The organism is Paenibacillus sp. FSL H7-0942 (assembly GCF_045040715.1).
GTDB classification, from domain to species: Bacteria; Bacillota; Bacilli; order Paenibacillales; family Paenibacillaceae; genus Paenibacillus; species Paenibacillus amylolyticus.
Window position 1 is genome coordinate 3,445,574 of record NZ_CP150279.1, and the last position, 18,552, is coordinate 3,464,125.

The following is an 18,552-nucleotide window of genomic DNA, read 5'->3' on the forward strand; positions in this document are numbered from 1 at the left end:
GTTTTATAATGTTGACAATCTCGGATTACTAAAAAGGAAGGCGGAGTAAACATATGAGTGAACAGACAAAACACAAGGCAGTATCAGGAAAATATACTAACAAGGGTACACCTAACGGCGTTACATCGATTACCCCATTTATAACAGTGAAAGACCCTTCTGAAGCAATAGAGTTCTACAAAGTTGTTTTCAATGCAAGGGTGAAAGATATCACTGAGCATCCAGATGGAAATCGTAATAAGATTATTGTTCATGCCGAATTAGATTTTGGAAATGGTTTTTTACAGCTGGGGGCTGCAAACCCGGCATATCAATTGGCTTTGCCCCCAGATCAAGATCATGCATGTTATTCTTTAGGGATTTATGTCATTAATGTGGATGAAACCATTGCAACCGCCGTATCCAGAGGGGCGAAAGTAAGAGAAGAGATTATTAACTTTGCGTCTGGTGATCGATTCGGAAGTATACTAGACCCTTTTGGCGTACGCTGGTCTATTCTTACCCGGATTGAAGATTTATCGGAAGAAGAAAGTAGTCGAAGAGTCACTGAATGGGCCAAAAGCATCTCCATGAACAGCTAGTTCAGAGCGCATCCTAAACATGGATGCGCTCGTTTTCTACTGTCCTAATCCTATTCGTCTGTATCGTTCGAAGTATCCTCATTAAGCTTCTTATAATCCATTCCCATGTTTCCATCACACTAATGAAAGGAGGGAACATGTTTAAGCTAAGGAAAACACGGAAGATGTTAAAGTTGTTATTGTTAAAGTTAACTTGGATGACAAAGTGGAAATCCCGTCACGTTTTCAGATTATGAGCATTTCTGCAACCATTTTATTCAAAGATGGTAAGCGTGTTGAGCAAGAAATCGGTATGTTGTCATCAGAGCGTTTAGAAGAAATGGTTGCTGCTATTAACGTGGACACAAGATCCGCTTGGCCTCCTTTATTCTGATTTGATTGATGAATGGGTGCTCGATAAGCATTTTTGCATAAATATCACTTTTTTGAAGCCTGCCTTCGCAGTGAACGGGCCCGATTTCAGTTCTTTTTTAAGCATATAACCGAACCGCTCATATAATTTTTGTGCTGAAGGATTCGTATCGACGACCTCTAGATTGATTATAGTAATTTGCTTATTTCTTGCGACTTGCTCCAACTTACTTAATAGCAATTTACCTATGCCATGACCACGTGCTTCTTCAGATACGGCAATAGGGTCAATATGCAATACATGTTCGTGATACAAATGAAATTTCAAATAAAACGCATAAAATAAAAATCGCCAAGTCGCTACCACTGGGGAGTACACGTTCCGAAAAGCTGCATAATTGGCAGGTGTGAACGCTTTTTTTCCTAAATTGTAACCGAGAAATCCTACTACTTCATCATATCTTAATGCGTAAATGCCCTGTTCAAATTGAATAGACTGAGCTAATAGTTCTACTGCTTGTTTTTTCGTTTTTGCATAAAACCAAAGATGTGTTACTTTCAATGGAAAAGCTTCGTAAAATAAATGAGCAACTTGTTCTTGTTGTTGTGCATTAAGTTGCTGTGTGATTTGAATTTGGTTCATTCATATCTCCCCAATCCTTCATTTAAGATTTTGTTGATGTTCTATCATTTATTTTCCTAAAATGCAGAAGCGTGGACAATTCACATTTCTTTGAGTTGTGGGTTCATTTCTTAGATTTCCTTTGTATGTTGCTTGCGACTCGTTGGATTGGAGTGGAAGGAGGAGATCACAAGATGAGTGGTAGGGGTTATTTCACCGACAGTTCTCCCATGAACGTACAGTTTCTAAAGTTCAAAGATGAACCGTTCCGATGGCATAATTCCATTGAAGTGGTGATTATATTGGAAGGTAGCATTCATGTTGCCATTGCAGATGAGAAAAAAACATTAGGTGCTGGTACAATAGAAATTTTCAATATCAATCAAGTTCACCGTCTATGGCAGACCGATGAAAACAATGTCGTCCTCCAAATAAATATCGATGCTGCATTTGCAAAGGAATATTACCCTGATTTATCCTATGTCTGGTTTGCGCATGAATTTACCCCTGGAGCATATCTAGGTTTAGAACGAGCAGAAGGAATCATTGAGGCCATATGCATGTTAATAACTCCAATTGTAACTAAGAGTGAGATGCCATTTTTCACGTTAAAGAATACAGTCAAACAGTTATTGGACCTGCTTATTATGAATTTTGATGCGAAAAGAATGTTCGAAGGGAACCCAACCAAGCTGCAACGAATAGGAAGAATATATGATTACTTATTCAATAATAGGGGGTTTATTAACAAGGCATCTTTGAATGATATCGCCAAGCACACAGAGGAATATTTGAATTTGGATTATTTATCATCACAATTCAAGTTATTAATAGGAGATACGCTGCAAAACTTGCTTCATTACTTGCGCATTGAGCACGCAATCAAACAATTATTGACGACAGATCGAAGTCTGGTAGAAATATCAATTGAGAGTGGTTTTTCTTCACCCAGATATTTTTATCAACGATTTAATAAGATTTTCCCGGAAGGACCGAAAGCATTTCGTGAACAACATAAAAAGAAACAGGAGATGAAAGATCACTGTAGGGAAATCATTGATCCAGCATTAGTTTTTGCAAGACATCGTAGATTATTTGAAATTCCTGAGACGATAAACAGCGAACTAAATAAATGGATTCACATCGATATATTTGGACATGATGAACAAAATTCAACTTCTCCATATTTGATCAAGCTATCTGAATTAGTAAAAGGTGATTCACATGCGTATCTTAAGAAGATCCTTCAGGAAAATAACGTAAGCCCCAACAACATTTTTAGATTTGAAGAAACTTTGGATAATGCAAACCGTGACGATTTTCAAGTTTTGACATGGCTGCTTAACCAATTCAGGGAAAACGATATCTTGCCTGTATTTATCGTCAGGACTAGTAGTAACGCTATTTCAGAACAGATAACCACCATACAAGGACTACTTCAAAACTATACCCTCACTTATGGCGCAGAATATATGAAGGGATGGAGAATTGAACTTCAATAATACGAAGGTACAAGAGAATAACCACACTCATAATGTTGATAAAAAAGTTGCGAAGCTTTGCTGCTTTGGATATGATTATCTAATGTGCAATCAAAGATAACACTTATGTAATCAATTAATGATAAAAGATAGTGAGGTAAGAAAAAATGATCGCAAGAACAGAAGAAGATTTTAATGGCTTGAAGGAAATTGGCAAAATTGTAGCTTCTATTCGAGATGAATTGGTTCAAAGAACCGTCCCAGGCATAACGACTAAAGAACTTGATGATTTGGCAGGAGAGCTTTTTGAGAAAGCTGGCGCAGTTTCTGCTCCAAAAAGTGAATATAATTTCCCGGGATTTACTTGTATTAGTGTTAATGAAGAAGTGGCACATGGTATTCCGGGAGATCGGGTTATTCAAGAAGGGGACATCGTCAATATTGATGTGTCGGGCTCCAAGAACAGTTATTTTGCAGATACGGGACTCTCGTTTGTCGTAGGCGAAGGTGCAGGAGTGTTAACGAAAATATGCGACGTTGTTAAATTGGCATTTGAAGCAGGTCTAAAAAAAGCAAAACCGGGCTCCAAAAAAAGCGGGATCGGAAAAGCCGTATTCCAAACTGCTAGACAGCATGAATTAACGGTTATCAAAAACCTTACAGGACATGGTGTTGGACGTGGAATACACGAAGCACCTGACCACATCTATAATTATAATGATCCATCGGATGATGAATTGTTAAAAGAAGGTATGGTTATCGCATTCGAGCCATTTATTTCAACTTCAGAAGAAGAAGTAGTCCAAACTGGAGATGGCTGGACCTTTGTTACTAAAAACAGCTATGTAGCTCAAATAGAACATACCATTATCCTTACTAAAAATGGTCCGATTATTGTCACTCTTTAAGGTGTTCAAACTGAAAGTCGCTAAATTTAGCGACTTTTTTTGTTTTTGTTTTATTGGTACGTCAAAGTAAATCAAAATATAAACGTTCGCTTATTAATTTATGTTGAAATTATGGAAGGATTTAACGTATATTTAGATCTGATCTTTATGTTATAGACAGAGGTGATTGATTGAGCACAACAAAAAAGCGCGTTCAAGTCATTGATGGACTGCGTGGATTCAGTCTGGTCGGCATTGTACTGGCGAATATGCTGGCTTTCCAATATGGAATGTATGGCCAGAGCAAACCCCAACTGTTCGGGATTGGCGGAGCAGATCAGGCTTTCCTCTCATTCCTGCTGATCACTGTGGTGGGCAGTTTTATGCCGATTTTTGCATTTATGTTTGGCTTTGGAATGGTTAAGCTCTCGGAAAGCCTAAAATCACGAGATTTACGACCAAAGTGTCATCTGGCACGCCGTTTTCTACTACTGTTTGGAATCGGATTACTGCACATCATCTATCTATGGGAAGGGGATATCCTTACATTTTATGGTGTACTCGGTTTCTTCTTGCTCATGTTCCTTAATCGGAAGCCCAAAACGCTACTTATATGGGCGGTACTGCTACTCATGGGAGCGGGCATACTTGGTCTCCCGGCATCTAATCCGATGAACCCGCTGGCGATTGAGTCCATTCATATGGAGAACTACATCATTCAAAGTCAGGATGTATACGGCAACGGCACATACGCGGAAATCAGGAATTTCAGTAATAACGGCGATCCATTCGGCGGGGATTTGGAGCTGTCATTTGCCCTGATAGCCCTGATGTTAGCACCACTCATGACGGTGCCGATGTTCCTGCTCGGCATGCACGCTGCCAGAATAGGCACGTTTAGCGATCCCCGAACGATGCGAGCTATATATCTTCGCCGGGCATCATTATTGATTCCGGTAGGTTTGATACTCAAAGCATACGGTGTATTGGCGCCACAATTGGGTGCGGAAGGTTGGCTCGGAATCGGAATCGGGGGGACGCTTGGAGGAGCGTTGCTTGCACTCGGATACATATACGCATTCGCGCTGTTGTATGCTGGAAACCGCCGTTTCAGCCTGATGGGCAGGTTCGAGGCGGTCGGCCGTCTCTCGTTGACGAATTATCTGATGCAGAGCGTAATCTGTACAACAATTTTCTATGGATATGGCCTGGGACTGTTTGGAAGTGCTGGCGTGTTTATCGGAGCAATTATTGCGCTTGCTGTCTACGGTATTCAATTGTGGCTCAGTCCGCTATATCTTAAGAAATTTAGCAATGGACCTGTCGAGTATATCCTACGGATTTGGACTTATCTGTCCTGGAAAGGGCAGCCAAGAAAGAAGAAAAGATCGAATTTAACTACGAATGAAAACGCGCCTGGTGTTCAGTAAGCATAAAGTGTTATCGTGAAACGCAAAAAGAAGCTCGTTCCACCAAAAGAAAGGGCTTCTTTATGCCGTAACGATCATCTCCCTAATGTTTCCTGTTATAATTAGTAATTATTTATAGTTTCAACATATCAACCCTAATACATAAGCTAACTAATATAGTGCGGGCAGTGGTAAGGTAATGCGAAATGAAAGATGAAGCATATACATTCAACTGTTTCCACTCAAGCTTGAAAGGATCATTATAGTGCTAAAAATAATTAATTTTCTTCTTTTCTTGCTGATCATTTGGGTAGTCATCTTTTATCCTTTTCGTTTTGCTTGGTTTGAAGGTTTGAAACAGATTCCTGCAGATCTTCATGTTATTTATTTACTTTTCTTGTTCTTTGGGTATCTGATCTGTTCATCGGCTATGGGACTTATGGTTGGCAAGATGTTTTTTAAACGAAAAGAACAGTGATTATGTGTAAGTATGGAGGTTGGAGAATTATGAAGTTACATACTAAAAGACTTTCTCAAGAAATAGAAGATCTGCACTCAGGGAAATATTTTTCATAGGATACTCTGCTGGAGATTAGGTATTCAAGAGTTTAAATCGTTGGTTTTATAATATCATTCAAAGTCGCTAAAGCAGCGGCTTTTTTTGTTTATTCATGTAATTGCCTATCTAAAAGATTGAGGGGAAAGAACTTATTTCAATGATCGATTAGATAATTTTTGCTTTGAATAGGCCTCCACTCGCATCAACCAGTGGGGTGGAAGCAATGAAGGAGTTTGCTACATTACAGCCTTACGCCTGTCCTGCCCAGATTATTGACTTGGGTAGTGACTCAGCGAATCTGGAAAAGATTATGGATGCGAGACCTGATGTCATCGTAACCTTTAATGGTTCGGTCGATACCATATATTATGAGTTGATGTCGAGGGACAAGAACATTGTGTCATTTCGGATTAGATTGAAGCGTGGTTGACCACTTTCTTGAATATGCCCTGGATGATTTTATGATTCGTATATTTGTTCCTATTAGATAAGTTGATACATTTACCTGAGGATTTGAGCCCCAGCGCTAATAAATGTTCTATCGTCGTTGATATTTAACAAAAATGTGAAAGATGAAACACTTATTTTTAGTAGATATCCCAAGATTTTTTGAGTAAGGAGTTTCTATTATGCACATAATAATAAGTCAGCTATTATATTTAATAGCTGACTTTCTTTTTATTCAAAAGTGAGCTATTCCCAATTAGCTGCGTGTTTTTGAATTAGATTAATCATCTGTTTCATTGCAGGTGAAATCCACTTATCTTTGTGATATGCCAAATATGTGGATATTGTAGGGCGGTCAGACCCAACTTCTTCGCCTTGAAATTTTTTGGATTTTAATTCTTCTTTGACAGAAAAGTAAGGAACCATCGAAATGCCTAGTCCGTTTTTCACACATTGCTTAATCGCTTCGATACTTTGGAACTCTATACTGTTCATAACATCGACTTTTTTATAATTGATGTAATCCTTGAATACAGATTTGTAACTGCAGCTACGTTCCGTATATAACACAGTTCCTTTTGCATGGTTTTTCTCATGAGGGGGACTAATAAGGACCATTTTTTCTCTCACCAAACGTTCGCAGTGTAGTTCGGGAGCCCCCCATCCCTCTTTTTCTAAGGCAACAAGAAGGTCAATCTCACCATTTTGAACAGCTTGAGAGACATCTTGGTAGTCAAGTGATTTGAGCGAAAGGTTAACTTGCGGATATTTCTCACCATACTCAACCAATAAAGAAGGGATGCGACAGATCATTAAGGATTCCGAAATACCTAGTGTCAAATTTCCCGAGGGCTCATCATTTGAAGTAAGTGCTTGCGTATACAACTCAATAATTTTATGAGCATACGGCAGAAATTGATGTCCGTATTGTGTGAGCACAACTTGTTTACCTAAGCGATCAAAAATAGGCTTACCGAACTCTTCCTCCAATTCTTTAATATGTGTCGTGACAGAAGATTGAGCATAACCGAGATGTTCAGCTGCTTTCTTAAATCCTCCTTTTTCAACAATAGTTTTTAATGTAATCAAATGGCGGAGTTCCATAGATACCCTCCTAAAGTGAGTTCATTTTTAATGAACTAAAGATTCAATAACATCAATTTTACTGTTCATTTCATTCATTTTATAATGTTCATATTCTGAAAGATATATAAACATAATTGTTAAAGGTGGATGGTTAAATTGGTACAAAAAAATAAATTGTTTGAACCTGTCAACGTTGGTTATAACTTTCTAAAAAATCGTGTAGGAGTAGCTCCAATGACTCGTACGAGTGCTACTCCGGAAGGTCTTGCCACGGAGCAGATGGCTGAATATTATGCGTCTTTTGCTCGTGGAGGTTTTGGATTTGTCATTACAGAAGGAACATACACAGATCAATTATACAGTCAATGTTACTTTAACCAACCTGGCTTGATAAATGAAGAACAAGCTATTGCTTGGAAAAAAGTCGTGGATACTGTACATGAAGCGGATGCTGCAATTATAGTTCAGCTTGAGCATGCAGGAGCACTTTCTCAAGGAAATCGCTTCAGTTCCCATAACCTAGCTCCTTCAGAAGTGCAACCTAAAGGAGATCCTTTGGCGTTCTATGGTGGAGTTGATAAATTTCCTACTCCGATAGCTGCAACAAAGCAAGATATCGAACAAGTGATTCAGGGATTTGTGGAATCAGCAATCCGGGCAAAAGCAGTAGGGTTTGATGGTGTTGAAATTCATGGAGCCAATGGTTACTTGCTTGATCAATTCTTGACCGACTACACTAATGAACGATCAGATGAGTATGGCGGTTTGACCGAAAATCGGGTACGGCTTTTAATTGAAGTTTCATCTGCAGTCCGTAAAGCCGTTGGACCGAATTTTACAGTAGGTATTCGAATTTCTCAAGCCAAAGTCAATGACTATATCCATAAATGGGGTGGAGGTGAAGCAGATGCTAAAGTCATTTTCGGTGGATTAGGGCAAACCGGGCTTGATTACATTCATGTGACTGAATATAAGGCATGGAAGCCTGCTTTCGAAGAGAATGGGCCTTCATTGGTACAACTAGCTAAAAGATTTTCAGGTAAAATTGTCATTGCCAACGGTCAACTTGAAGATCCATTAAAAGCATCTGAAATCATCACTGATGATAAGGCTGATCTCGTGACATTAGGAAAGGGAGCTCTAGCTAACCACGATTGGGTTACTAAAGTTAAAGAAGGTAAGCTACTAGCTGAGATGAGAGAGGATAAGATACTGCGACCAGATGCAACGATCAAAAATTTTGAAATCCTTTAATGGGAACAGACAAAAGTATTTTACTCAATTATTTCAAACTGAGGATGTCATACTATCTGTGTAGAGCTCTCAATCAGTGGTATGCATTCTCGACACCAAATAAATGGCTTTCAGAACTTATTGAGCAATAATAGTATTGCCATAGGTCGTTTTAAACGGATGACCTGTGGCAATTAAGGTAGAAAACAGACATTCAATTAGTGGGTTGCAATTATATACTAATTAATATTGGGAAATATCCATTTCAAAGTGATTTTAACGTTCTTATTCAGATAACAACGAAAGATGCCTGAATCTTTGATACCGCCTGTGGAATTCATCTATAAGTTACACACTATCTTTTTGGAAAGTACCTATCATAAAAGTGCGTACTATTCATAATATGTGACTCATGTATACTAAATTGTACCTCGATGTAAAGGAGAAAAGATCATGAAAAGCAAAGAAAATTCGACAACGTTGCGTATGTTAATGCCTCAATGGCAAGGGGGAGATAATCCTAATTACTCCTTTGGAGCTGAGCTTCTTGAATGGCTAGCTCCAGAGAATAACAAGCATATAACCGTTAAAGTACCTGTTTCAATGAGTGATGATACCCCCTTGGAAAAAGAGGAAGGTATTATAGGTGATATTGTGGGAAAAGAGCAATTATTAAATCAACTTGATGCGGCAAATCATTTAATCAAAGCATATCAACCAGACCGAATTGTCATGTTTGGAGGAGACTGTTTAGTGGAGCAAGCCCCATTCGCTTATTTAAACGAACGTTACAGTGGTGAGTTGGGATTACTTTGGATTGATGCGCATCCTGATATAACAACACCAAAAGAATACTACAATGGTCATACTTATGTATTGGGTAATCTATTAGGTGAGGGAGCTCCTGAATTCGCTGCTAAAGTAGATAAGCCTTTTCGTCCAGAGAACGTAATGATTGCGGGAATAGATCAACCGACTGGCCAAGAATCGGAACTAATTTCAAGATTATCAATTAAATCAGCGTCCAGTTCTCAATTAAAAGAAAGTAGCAAAACTGTGCTGGATTGGATCGAAACGAATAGGATTAAATATTTGGTGATTCATTTGGATCTGGACGTTCTTGACCCGAAAATTTTCAGATCATTGCTCTTTGCAAATCCGTTATCAGACTTAGAGATTGATTTTCCTATGGGGAAAATGCAACTTTTTGAGGTAGCAAAATTGATCAATGAAGTTAGTGATGTCACTGATGTAGTTGGTCTCGGGATAACCGAACATCTTCCATGGGATGCAATAAACTTAAAACAACTACTTCAGAAAATGCCTATCCTTAACGATTAAGATGCTAATGCTTCAAAAGTATGCGCTTAATGAAAGGGACCATCGATATTAAGGAACAGAAGCACTTTCTTCATATAGTTAGTCTCCTTAGTAGCATTCATAAGAACTACATCTGTATTAGATAGGAGAACAAACAAGTGACTCATAATAAAACTGTTAAAACGTTACGCATGCTAATGCCCCAGTGGCAGGGAGGAAACAAACCAAGTTATATTCTTGGAGCTGAGCTCCTAGCATGGTTAGCTCCAGAAAACAATAATCATACGACAGTTAAAGTACCTGTATCCTATAGTGAAGATATGACTCTCCACACAGAGGAAGGTATTTTAGGAGGAATCGTAGGTAAGAACCAATTGTTGAATCAACTGGATGCAGCAACTCATTTAATTGAAGCTTATAAACCCGATCGAATAGTTATGTTTGGCGGGGATTGTTTGGTTGAACAAGCGCCATTCGCCTATTTAAATGAGCGTTATAATAGTGAAGTTGGACTATTATGGATCGATGCACATCCTGACGTGGCAACCCCAGAGGTGACGCCCAACGGGCATGCTCATATATTAGGAAATCTGTTAGGTGAGGGAGCGCCAGAATTTTCTCAAAAGGTTAAAAAGCCTTTCTTACCGAAGAACGTTATGTTAGCGGGACTTGTTCAAACAACTGAACATGAATCGGAACTTATTTCTAGGTTATCTATTAGTTCAGCAACTAGCGCCGAATTAAAGGATAATAATAAACCAATATTGGACTGGATTTCAGAAAATCAAATCAAATACGTAGTAATTCATTTGGATTTGGATGTACTTGATCCGAAGATTTTCAGGTCATTGTCATTTGCTAAGCCGCTGTCTGACAAAATTCATACTCGTATGGGTACGATGCAACTTACAGAGCTGATAACTTTAATACAAGAAGTTAGCTTGTTAACTACGGTTGTTGGACTAGGTATCACAGAACATCTTCCATGGGATGCTATAAACTTAAAAAATTTACTTAAGGATATGCCAATTCTAAAAAACTAAAAGAGAGTTTTTGAAAATTGGTAGATGTACTGATGATTATATATACTTGAGCAATTTTAGCTAATCGCTCATATAGATTAGAAATGTAAAAAATCACAACAAAACTGCTTCGTCTTCATGAAACAAGGCGTTTGGTATTATCTAGTTAAGCGTGGAGTCAGAGATGCCTACTGGTCCAAGAGTTTCATCCGACATCGTGATTGGCAAACCGAAAACTTCCATGGGAATTTACAATTGTAGCTGATAAATAAACGGAAAGTGCTATCCAGAGAAAAACCACTCCTTTGCCGGAGTGGCTTCTTTGGATCACACGGAATAAGTGAATTAGTAGACAGTTATATAACCTGAAAATAGTTCAATTACCGACAGGTAATCCATCTCCAATCGTTAGACTACCGCCGACATTAGATAATCGCCTTGCTTCACTTCCTGTTCAGTAGTTTTTAACACGTCCAAGTAGTTGGCGGAGTTGGTAACGATGACTGAGGTGGCAGTGATGTAACCGGCTGTCCGGATTTGCTCCGCGTCAAACTCTACAAGCAGTTGCCCGCAAGAAACCCGATCGCCCTCTTTAACTTTTTTCTCAAAAAATTGTCCTTTTAGCTTTACCGTATTCACTCCAATATGGATCAGAAGCTCCATGCCACTGTCCGTGGTCAGACCGAGCGCATGACCGGTAGGGAATACGGTGGTTACGACACCATTGATTGGCGATACCAAAATTCCATCAGTGGGTTCAATGACAAGCCCCTGTCCCATGGCACCTGAAGAGAAGGCGGGATCGGGCAAATCTTCAAGTAGCTGAACACTGCCTTTAAGCGGACTCACAATGATTTCCTTGTTTAACCGAGATTCACTTGGCTCAATCGCTTGTTTTTCCTGTCCAGAAGTTTCAATCTGCGGCTCCTCAACAGTAGCCTCAAGATCCTTGAATCCAAGCAGCAACGTGAGTAGAAAAGCCAGGACAAAAGATACGGAAACACCGATCACAACCGAGGCCAACCCCGTTGTCACGTAAGTAGGAAAAGCGAGCAGGCTGGGAAGTGAGTAAGCGACTGCCCGACCACCCCCGACTCCGATAATTGCGCCCCCGATCGCTGCGGAAATACATGCGTAAATGAACGGTTTTTTTAATCGTAAAGTAACTCCGTAAATGCCTGGTTCCGTGATTCCGAAAATCGCAGTAATCGTAGCAGATCCGGAAAGGGTTTTAAGCTGTGAATTGCGGGTTTTCAGCATAACGGCGAGCAAAGTACCGGCTTGAGCCAGCACGGCTGCGGTCAACATAGGCCGCATTAAGTCATAGCCTATTGTCGCCAGATTATTAAGTGTAATTGGAAGAAAAGCCCAGTGAAGTCCGAAGATAACAATGACCTGCCAGAAACCACCAGTGACTGCTCCTGCCAACATTGGGCTGAATTGCATGAGTGAGGTAAAACCGCTAGCTAACCCCTGACTAACACTGTTGCCGATCGGTCCAAAAGCAAGAATGGTAAGCGGGACGACAATTAGAAGCGACAGCATCGGCACAAGAATATTGCGGATAGACTGGTGAATAATCGAGTTGAACCATTTTTCTATATGAGATTGAACCCACACCGCCAGAAGGATTGGAAACACGGTGGAAGTGTACATCACAAGCACAATGGGGATGCCTAAGAAATCATAAGTTTGACCGCTATTAAACGCAGCGGAAATGGTCGGAAAGACCAGGGCTCCTGCAATAGCCAAGGATACGTTCATATTAGCTTTGAATTTCCTTGCGGCAGTAACTGCCAAAAATATGGGCAAAAAGGTGAATACACTGCTTGATGCCGCGTTTAAAATTAGATAAGTTCCGGAGGTGTCATCTAGCCACCCGAGCGCGACAGACAAAACAACCAGACCTTTGAGCAATCCAGCTCCAGCTAGCGCACTGAGCAGCGGGGAAAAAACACTGGAAATAAGATCTACGGTTTTTCCAAATATTCCTGTTTTTTCTGCATTCTCTTTAGAATCCGTTTTGCTGCCGCCATCTTGAAGGTTGGTGTGCTCTATGATTCCTTCATAAACCTTGGACACGTTATTACCGATAACGACTTGAAATTGACCGCCGCTTTTCACAACGGTGATGACTCCAACTGTATTTTTCAACGCCTGTTCATTCGCTTTTGTATGATCTTTCAGGGTGAATCTAAGCCTGGTTGCACAGTGATATACATCATTCACATTAGATTCACCGCCAACAAGTTCAATAACACGTATGGACAGTTCTTTGTCTTTATTACTCATAGCATATTGCCTCCTTCATGATGGGTAATTGATCTCAGGTTGTGAGCTGTTCGTTCCTGATGTGCCGGCTTACATCGTTTCACTTCCAAAAAGCAGCAAAACCTGAACTCGTGGCAAAATAAAAAGAAAAATCATTTTGCCATCAGTCCAGGTTTTGCCTGCTTTACCAGTCACAATCCTTTATCTAATGTGTTGTATATGAAGTTATAGCTTGAAAGAAATAGGACTATAAAGTGCTTCGTTCAGTAAGCCGCTGGATATGAATGGTTAAGTAAACGAATTCATCTTTGTTTAAGGACTGTACATACGTTTTTTCTAAGTACTCGTTGATCTTGCAAGTGCAGGAAAAGGCTTTGACATAAGTCTTTTTCACCTGCTGATATAAAAAATCTTCGCCGCTTTGGTGAATCTCGTGGCGCAATAAGCGCATGGCGAAATATTGAAGGTGTGTTAAGAAACGCGAATAATTTAAGCTCGATTCATCAAGAACAGTGCCGTAATGGTACGTGACGATTTTCAAAATTTCGTTGACGATTTCAGTCATCTTTATCGTCAATTTCATTTCAGTGCCGTCAAGTCGGGCATTGACGACATGTAAGGCGATAAACCCAGCCTCATCTTCCCCGAGCGAAACTCCAATCATGTCGCTGATTAACTGCAGAGCATCCAATCCGATACTGAATTCCGTTTTATAGAAACGTTTAATTTCGAACAGCATGGCATTTTTAATCTCCATACCTTTGTTCTTACGTTGGATGGCAAAACTAATATGGTCGGTTAACGACAGATAAATATTGTCGCTGAGTTCAGTACCAAGTACATGGTTGGCGTGTTTTACGATCTCGTTCACAACTTCGAAATGAACGGCGGGTAATTCATGTATCAGTTCAGCCATTTTTACAGCAAATGCATGCTCGGCTAAATGGAAGATTTTATCGATCTTGTGTTCATCGACCACATCACCTGCACTTTTTTGGAAGGAGATGCCTTTACCCATAACGATGACTTCCTTCCCCTTTGTATTGCGGGTCAGCAGAAGGTTATTGTTTAATACTTTTTCAATAATCATGTGCATCGGCTCCTTGTTTTCTGCAATATGCATAAAAAAAACCTAAGATAGTTCAAACGCCGCCAATTGGTTAACGGCATTCAAACTTTCTTAGGTATTGCCCGAATCAACGGTCACAATCCTTATTTGAGGTAACTATAGCATAAGTGATAAAGCGGTTTCAAGTTACAAATTAATCCCATTTAATTCCATTAAAAAAGTTATTGACATGTAATGCATTACACAAGATAGAGTCCAAATTGAGAACACAATAGAACAAGGAGGACTTCAAAATGAAAAAGGGATTAAAAATTGTGACGATTGGCGGCGGATCGAGTTACACCCCAGAATTGATCGAAGGTTTTATCAAACGGCATCATGAACTTCCAATACGTGAATTATGGCTTGTAGATATTGAAGCAGGAAGAGAGAAACTTGAAATTGTAGGAGCCATGGCTAAACGGATGGTAAAAGCGGCGGGAATCGACTGTGATATTCACTTGACGCTTAATCGAAGAGAAGCGTTGGCCGATGCCGATTTTGTCACCACCCAATTCCGGGTCGGCCTTTTGGAAGCCCGTATTAAGGACGAAACGATTCCGATTAGCCATGGGATGATTGGTCAGGAAACCAACGGAGCAGGTGGGATGTTCAAAGCATTCCGTACCATTCCGGTCGTTCTTGGAATTGTTGAGGACATGAAGGAACTTTGCCCAGATGCTTGGTTAATCAATTTCACGAACCCTGCGGGAATGGTAACGGAAGCTGTGCTCCAATATGGTAAATGGGAGAAGGTCATTGGTTTGTGCAATGTTCCGATTATTTCCTCCAAGAATGAAGCTGCTGTTCTGGAAAAAAATGAAGAGGAACTGTTCTTCAAATTTGCCGGTATTAATCACCTTCACTGGCACAAAATTTATGACCGAGATGGTAAAGAGCTAACTAAACAGGCCATCGAAAAGCTCTACGGTCCTGATGCCGAGCCAGAAAAAATGGTAGAAAATATAAAAAGCATGCGTTTCTTGTATGAGCAAATTCTCCAACTGGGTATGCTGCCTTGTCCTTATCACCGGTACTATTACATGACCGACAGCATGCTTGAAGAGGAAGTAGAAGCGGTCAATGGCGAAGGAACTCGCGGGCAGGTTGTGAAACGCCTGGAGGAAAGTTTGTTTGAACTTTATAAAGATCCTAACCTGAATTACAAGCCTAAGGAATTGGAGAAACGCGGAGGAGCTTATTACAGCGACGCAGCTTGTGAAGTTATTAATTCTGTATATAACAACAAGGGAACGCATATGGTAGTCAACACGCAGAACCGCGGAGCAATTAGCGATCTACCATATAACAGTGCCATCGAAGTTACAAGTATCATTACAGCCCATGGTGCAGAGCCTGTTCACTTTGGCGCATTCCCGTCCGCACAAAAAGGGCTATTGCAGGTGATGAAGGCAATGGAGGAACTGACGATCGAAGCAGCGGTCACAGGAGATTATGCAACCGCTCTACAAGCATTCACACTTAATCCACTCGTTACCAGCGGTGACATTGCTAAGGTAGTTTTAGATGAAATGTTGGAAGCGCATAAAGAACATCTTCCGCAATTTCACAAATAATTTGTTTAGAGATTGAAGTCATTCAGGCCTATCCCTCATATAGGGACAGGCCTGAATGTTGTTCGTTCATGAAGTTTAACGGGATGGAAGAGAAAAGAACTCATGATCTCAAATGGGCTCTTTTCTTCTTTTAAAAGGATGGATGTTGTTTTATGTAGATTTTCGTTCAATCAGTCTAAACTGAAGAGGATGAAGATTGGATGCCGAATTTTCCAGCATACTCATAATAATATTAAAGGCATTCTCTGCTTGTTTATCCACGGGGTAATGGATCGTTGTCAGATCCAGCAGGTGAGCGCTGTCTGTATTATCAAATCCCATGATTCCCACATCATCCGGAACCGAAAACCCCGAGCGTTGAATCTCCGTTAAAATACCTGCTGCTACCTCATCAGTCGAACAGGAAATGGCATCCGGCTTGTCCGTTTGTTCTATCCACCATCGCGCTATTTCCTCACCATCATGAATGGTGACTTTATTATGAAATTGCGGAAAGCCAGTGTTCTTCAACCCATGCTTCTGTACAAAATCCTCATAAGCTCTTATACGCTCCAAGGTATTCTGTCCTTTGGACGAATACACGTTCAAAATTTTACGATAACCTCTGGCATACAGATATTCGAGACCCAGCGTATAACCTTGATATTGGTCCATAAATACGGACGGTATGGTGTCGCTGGTAAGACGCTGCCATGTTACAATTGGCCCATATTTCGTATAGGATTCGATGATATCCCACTCAATCGTCCGTACCAGACAAAGAAGGGCATCCACCTGTTTACTGCGTAACATTTCAAGCGCTACAAGCTCCTTATCACGATCTCCGTCTGTCATAAAAAGCATAATGTTGAATCCGTATTTTTGGGATATCATGTGGAATGAACGGACAAGTGACATCAAAAGGGGATTGTAAGTAACACCCATAACACCGATGACTTTTGTCGCTCCATTTTTTAAGGACTTTGCATTTGAATTAGGGACATAATCCAATTGCTCAATGATGTTCAAGACTTTTTCTCTTGTTAAATCGCTTACATAAGGATGTCGATTAATTACCCTTGAAACGGTTGCTGTAGAAACGCCTGCAAGACGTGCAATCTCTTGAATATTTGCCATCTGATCCACCTCATCATTAAGGATAGCACGATTTTAATTGTTTACAAGGTAGAGGCCATCATCTCGATTTGTGATTAGGTAATCCTCTGGACATATATCCTTTGTCTTAAGACATGGGAAAAATAGGTTCTTGAATTTCTTTCCCGATGTACAGCCGAATCCGAGATTGTGATAGGCTGTATCTACAAAAGTATTACACATTCTAAATGGAAGGGGATGATTTACCTGGATCAGGAACTTGCGACCACGATTGCTATTGAATTTAAGAACAATCAGAAGGTGTTGAATGCGATCGGAGACGAGACCCGGCAAGCCATCCTCATAGCCTTGATTCAAGGGCCGCAAAAACCCGGCATGCGCGTAGGAGAGATCAGGATGAAAACTCATCTTTCCCGACCGACCGTATCACATCATCTGAAAATATTGAAAGAATCACAGATAATAAGTGTTCGTAAAGAAGGAACTCTCAACTATTACAGCCTTGACTCCGGTAGCAAGTTGAAATTGTTGAAAAACCTGGTGAACGAGATAGAAAAGTTGCTAACGCAATGTGAAGAACAAGCATCGGAACAACAATTAGAAAAAACGGGGAGGGGGAGTTGCGAATGAATCAGACAGTCGCAGCGGCAAACGGAGTGGACATTCCTCAACTCGGGTTCGGCCTATATAAGATCAAAGACGGGGGGACCTTCGAGAGGACTGTCGAGGAGGCTATTCGAATGGGTTATCGCCATTTCGATACGGCCAAAATTTACGGTAATGAAGCGGCGCTAGGTCGGATCATCCAAAACAGCGGCATTCCCAGAGAGGAGTTCTTCATTACCTCCAAGGTATGGACGACAGACCTGGGGTACCGTGCGACGAAAAAGGCGTTCGAGAAGACTTGCCAGAAGCTGAATGTGACATATCTCGATATGTATTTGATTCATTTTGCCGGTCCTCAATACGTGAACGCCTGGAAGGCGATGGAAGAGTTATACGACGCAGGTAAAATCAAAGTTATAGGTGTAGCCAATTTCGAGATCCGGCATCTGGAGCATCTGAAGAAACATTCCCGGATTTCGCCGTTGGTAAATCAGATCGAGACCCATCCGGAATTTCCGCAACACGAATTGCATGATTATATGGTTCGGCATCGGATTCTGCATGAGGCTTGGGGACCGTTGGGGCAGGGAAGCAAAGAGCTGCTGGAGCATCCGAAGCTGGCGGAAATTGCCCTTTGCCACCAGAAATCGGTTGCGCAAGTCATTTTGCGCTGGCATTTGCAACGTGGAATTATTGTCATCCCCAAATCATCGAATCCTCAAAGGATAAAAGAGAACAATGAAATATTCGACTTTGAGTTGAGTGAGAAGGAAATGGAACAAATACGAGGGTTGGACACGGGTAAGAGATATTCCGTAAGTCCAAATGGCTACATGGTCAACCCGTTTTATATCAATTTGATGAAGTTATTTATTCGTTCTCATTGATGGATCATAA

Annotated in this window: 16 protein-coding genes and 1 pseudogene; 12 read left to right on the forward strand and 5 right to left on the reverse strand. The window is 40.5% G+C overall.

Annotated elements, in window-relative coordinates; genetic code table 11:
• The first annotated feature begins 53 nt into the window (after positions 1-53).
• Both MHI48_RS15395 and MHI48_RS15400 read left to right on the forward strand, forming a co-directional pair.
• On the forward strand, positions 54-581 hold the full coding sequence (locus MHI48_RS15395) for a glyoxalase/bleomycin resistance/extradiol dioxygenase family protein (protein ID WP_036671230.1): 528 nt from the start codon (positions 54-56) through the stop codon (positions 579-581).
• Between the two features lie 166 nt (positions 582-747).
• Positions 748-954: pseudogene (locus tag MHI48_RS15400) on the forward strand (thioredoxin family protein); the annotation flags it as partial.
• Here the strand turns inward: MHI48_RS15400 and MHI48_RS15405 are convergent.
• Entirely contained in the window at positions 946-1,575 is a 630-nt protein-coding gene (locus MHI48_RS15405; RefSeq protein ID WP_101313815.1) for a GNAT family N-acetyltransferase, read from the reverse strand. The pseudogene MHI48_RS15400 and the gene MHI48_RS15405 overlap by 9 nt on opposite strands.
• A 173-nt stretch (positions 1,576-1,748) precedes the next feature.
• On the opposite strand from MHI48_RS15405, the gene MHI48_RS15410 reads away from it, so the two are divergent.
• The 4 genes from MHI48_RS15410 (at position 1,749) to MHI48_RS15425 (ending at position 6,320) form a co-directional block, all read left to right on the forward strand.
• Positions 1,749-3,056 carry an AraC family transcriptional regulator gene (locus MHI48_RS15410; RefSeq protein WP_405144561.1) on the forward strand — a complete coding sequence of 436 codons (1,308 nt, stop codon included), beginning with the start codon at positions 1,749-1,751 and terminating at the stop codon, positions 3,054-3,056.
• A 146-nt stretch (positions 3,057-3,202) separates the two neighbouring features.
• Positions 3,203-3,943 (forward strand): type I methionyl aminopeptidase, encoded by a 741-nt coding sequence (gene map / locus MHI48_RS15415; protein WP_405144562.1) that lies wholly within the window; start codon positions 3,203-3,205, stop codon positions 3,941-3,943.
• Positions 3,944-4,113: 170 nt separating this feature from the next.
• Entirely contained in the window at positions 4,114-5,352 is a 1,239-nt protein-coding gene (locus MHI48_RS15420) for a DUF418 domain-containing protein (protein ID WP_076327560.1), read from the forward strand.
• Between the two features lie 752 nt (positions 5,353-6,104).
• Positions 6,105-6,320, forward strand: coding sequence for a hypothetical protein (locus tag MHI48_RS15425; RefSeq protein ID WP_405144563.1), 216 nt, complete (start codon positions 6,105-6,107; stop codon positions 6,318-6,320).
• A gap of 263 nt (positions 6,321-6,583) precedes the next feature.
• On the opposite strand, the gene MHI48_RS15430 is transcribed toward MHI48_RS15425, so the two are convergent.
• A complete protein-coding gene (locus MHI48_RS15430; protein ID WP_036615694.1) occupies positions 6,584-7,441 on the reverse strand; it encodes a LysR family transcriptional regulator in 858 nt (285 codons plus the stop codon).
• Between the two features lie 129 nt (positions 7,442-7,570).
• Between MHI48_RS15430 and MHI48_RS15435 the strand changes: the two genes are divergently transcribed.
• The 3 genes from MHI48_RS15435 (at position 7,571) to MHI48_RS15445 (ending at position 11,019) form a co-directional block, all read left to right on the forward strand.
• Positions 7,571-8,677 (forward strand): NADH:flavin oxidoreductase, encoded by a 1,107-nt coding sequence (locus MHI48_RS15435; protein ID WP_076327558.1) that lies wholly within the window; start codon positions 7,571-7,573, stop codon positions 8,675-8,677.
• Between the two features lie 432 nt (positions 8,678-9,109).
• Entirely contained in the window at positions 9,110-9,997 is an 888-nt protein-coding gene (locus MHI48_RS15440; protein ID WP_036671243.1) for an arginase family protein, read from the forward strand.
• Between the two features lie 170 nt (positions 9,998-10,167).
• A complete protein-coding gene (locus tag MHI48_RS15445) occupies positions 10,168-11,019 on the forward strand; it encodes an arginase family protein (RefSeq protein WP_036616104.1) in 852 nt (283 codons plus the stop codon).
• A 387-nt stretch (positions 11,020-11,406) separates the two neighbouring features.
• On the opposite strand, the gene MHI48_RS15450 is transcribed toward MHI48_RS15445, so the two are convergent.
• Together MHI48_RS15450 and licT are read right to left on the reverse strand one after the other, a co-directional pair.
• Entirely contained in the window at positions 11,407-13,290 is a 1,884-nt protein-coding gene (locus MHI48_RS15450; protein WP_076327557.1) for a beta-glucoside-specific PTS transporter subunit IIABC, read from the reverse strand.
• Positions 13,291-13,516: 226 nt separating this feature from the next.
• Complete coding sequence (licT, locus tag MHI48_RS15455; protein ID WP_405144564.1) at positions 13,517-14,359, reverse strand: BglG family transcription antiterminator LicT; 843 nt, start codon at positions 14,357-14,359, stop codon at positions 13,517-13,519.
• A 272-nt stretch (positions 14,360-14,631) separates the two neighbouring features.
• Between licT and MHI48_RS15460 the strand changes: the two genes are divergently transcribed.
• The gene (locus MHI48_RS15460; protein ID WP_076253107.1) at positions 14,632-15,954 is read left to right on the forward strand and encodes a 6-phospho-beta-glucosidase; all 1,323 of its coding nucleotides are present in this window, start codon (positions 14,632-14,634) and stop codon (positions 15,952-15,954) included.
• Between the two features lie 150 nt (positions 15,955-16,104).
• On the opposite strand, the gene MHI48_RS15465 is transcribed toward MHI48_RS15460, so the two are convergent.
• A complete protein-coding gene (locus MHI48_RS15465) occupies positions 16,105-17,070 on the reverse strand; it encodes a LacI family DNA-binding transcriptional regulator (protein ID WP_076253108.1) in 966 nt (321 codons plus the stop codon).
• A gap of 216 nt (positions 17,071-17,286) precedes the next feature.
• Between MHI48_RS15465 and MHI48_RS15470 the strand changes: the two genes are divergently transcribed.
• The gene (locus MHI48_RS15470) at positions 17,287-17,679 is read left to right on the forward strand and encodes a helix-turn-helix transcriptional regulator (protein ID WP_047843023.1); all 393 of its coding nucleotides are present in this window, start codon (positions 17,287-17,289) and stop codon (positions 17,677-17,679) included.
• The gene (locus MHI48_RS15475) at positions 17,676-18,542 is read left to right on the forward strand and encodes an aldo/keto reductase (RefSeq protein ID WP_047843024.1); all 867 of its coding nucleotides are present in this window, start codon (positions 17,676-17,678) and stop codon (positions 18,540-18,542) included. Before MHI48_RS15470 ends, MHI48_RS15475 begins: the two co-directional genes overlap by 4 nt.
• Positions 18,543-18,552: the final 10 nt, after the last annotated feature.

Coding starts and splice junctions, on each gene's coding strand:
- MHI48_RS15395 (WP_036671230.1), top strand. CDS start 54: ATGAGTGAACAGACAAAACACAAGGCAGTATCAGGAAAATATACTAAC.
- MHI48_RS15405 (WP_101313815.1), bottom strand. CDS start 1,575: ATGAACCAAATTCAAATCACACAGCAACTTAATGCACAACAACAAGAA.
- MHI48_RS15410 (WP_405144561.1), top strand. CDS start 1,749: ATGAGTGGTAGGGGTTATTTCACCGACAGTTCTCCCATGAACGTACAG.
- map (WP_405144562.1), top strand. CDS start 3,203: ATGATCGCAAGAACAGAAGAAGATTTTAATGGCTTGAAGGAAATTGGC.
- MHI48_RS15430 (WP_036615694.1), bottom strand. CDS start 7,441: ATGGAACTCCGCCATTTGATTACATTAAAAACTATTGTTGAAAAAGGA.
- MHI48_RS15435 (WP_076327558.1), top strand. CDS start 7,571: ATGGTTAAATTGGTACAAAAAAATAAATTGTTTGAACCTGTCAACGTT.
- MHI48_RS15440 (WP_036671243.1), top strand. CDS start 9,110: ATGAAAAGCAAAGAAAATTCGACAACGTTGCGTATGTTAATGCCTCAA.
- MHI48_RS15445 (WP_036616104.1), top strand. CDS start 10,168: ATGCTAATGCCCCAGTGGCAGGGAGGAAACAAACCAAGTTATATTCTT.
- MHI48_RS15450 (WP_076327557.1), bottom strand. CDS start 13,290: ATGAGTAATAAAGACAAAGAACTGTCCATACGTGTTATTGAACTTGTT.
- licT (WP_405144564.1), bottom strand. CDS start 14,359: ATGATTATTGAAAAAGTATTAAACAATAACCTTCTGCTGACCCGCAAT.
- MHI48_RS15460 (WP_076253107.1), top strand. CDS start 14,632: ATGAAAAAGGGATTAAAAATTGTGACGATTGGCGGCGGATCGAGTTAC.
- MHI48_RS15465 (WP_076253108.1), bottom strand. CDS start 17,070: ATGGCAAATATTCAAGAGATTGCACGTCTTGCAGGCGTTTCTACAGCA.
- MHI48_RS15470 (WP_047843023.1), top strand. CDS start 17,287: ATGATTTACCTGGATCAGGAACTTGCGACCACGATTGCTATTGAATTT.
- MHI48_RS15475 (WP_047843024.1), top strand. CDS start 17,676: ATGAATCAGACAGTCGCAGCGGCAAACGGAGTGGACATTCCTCAACTC.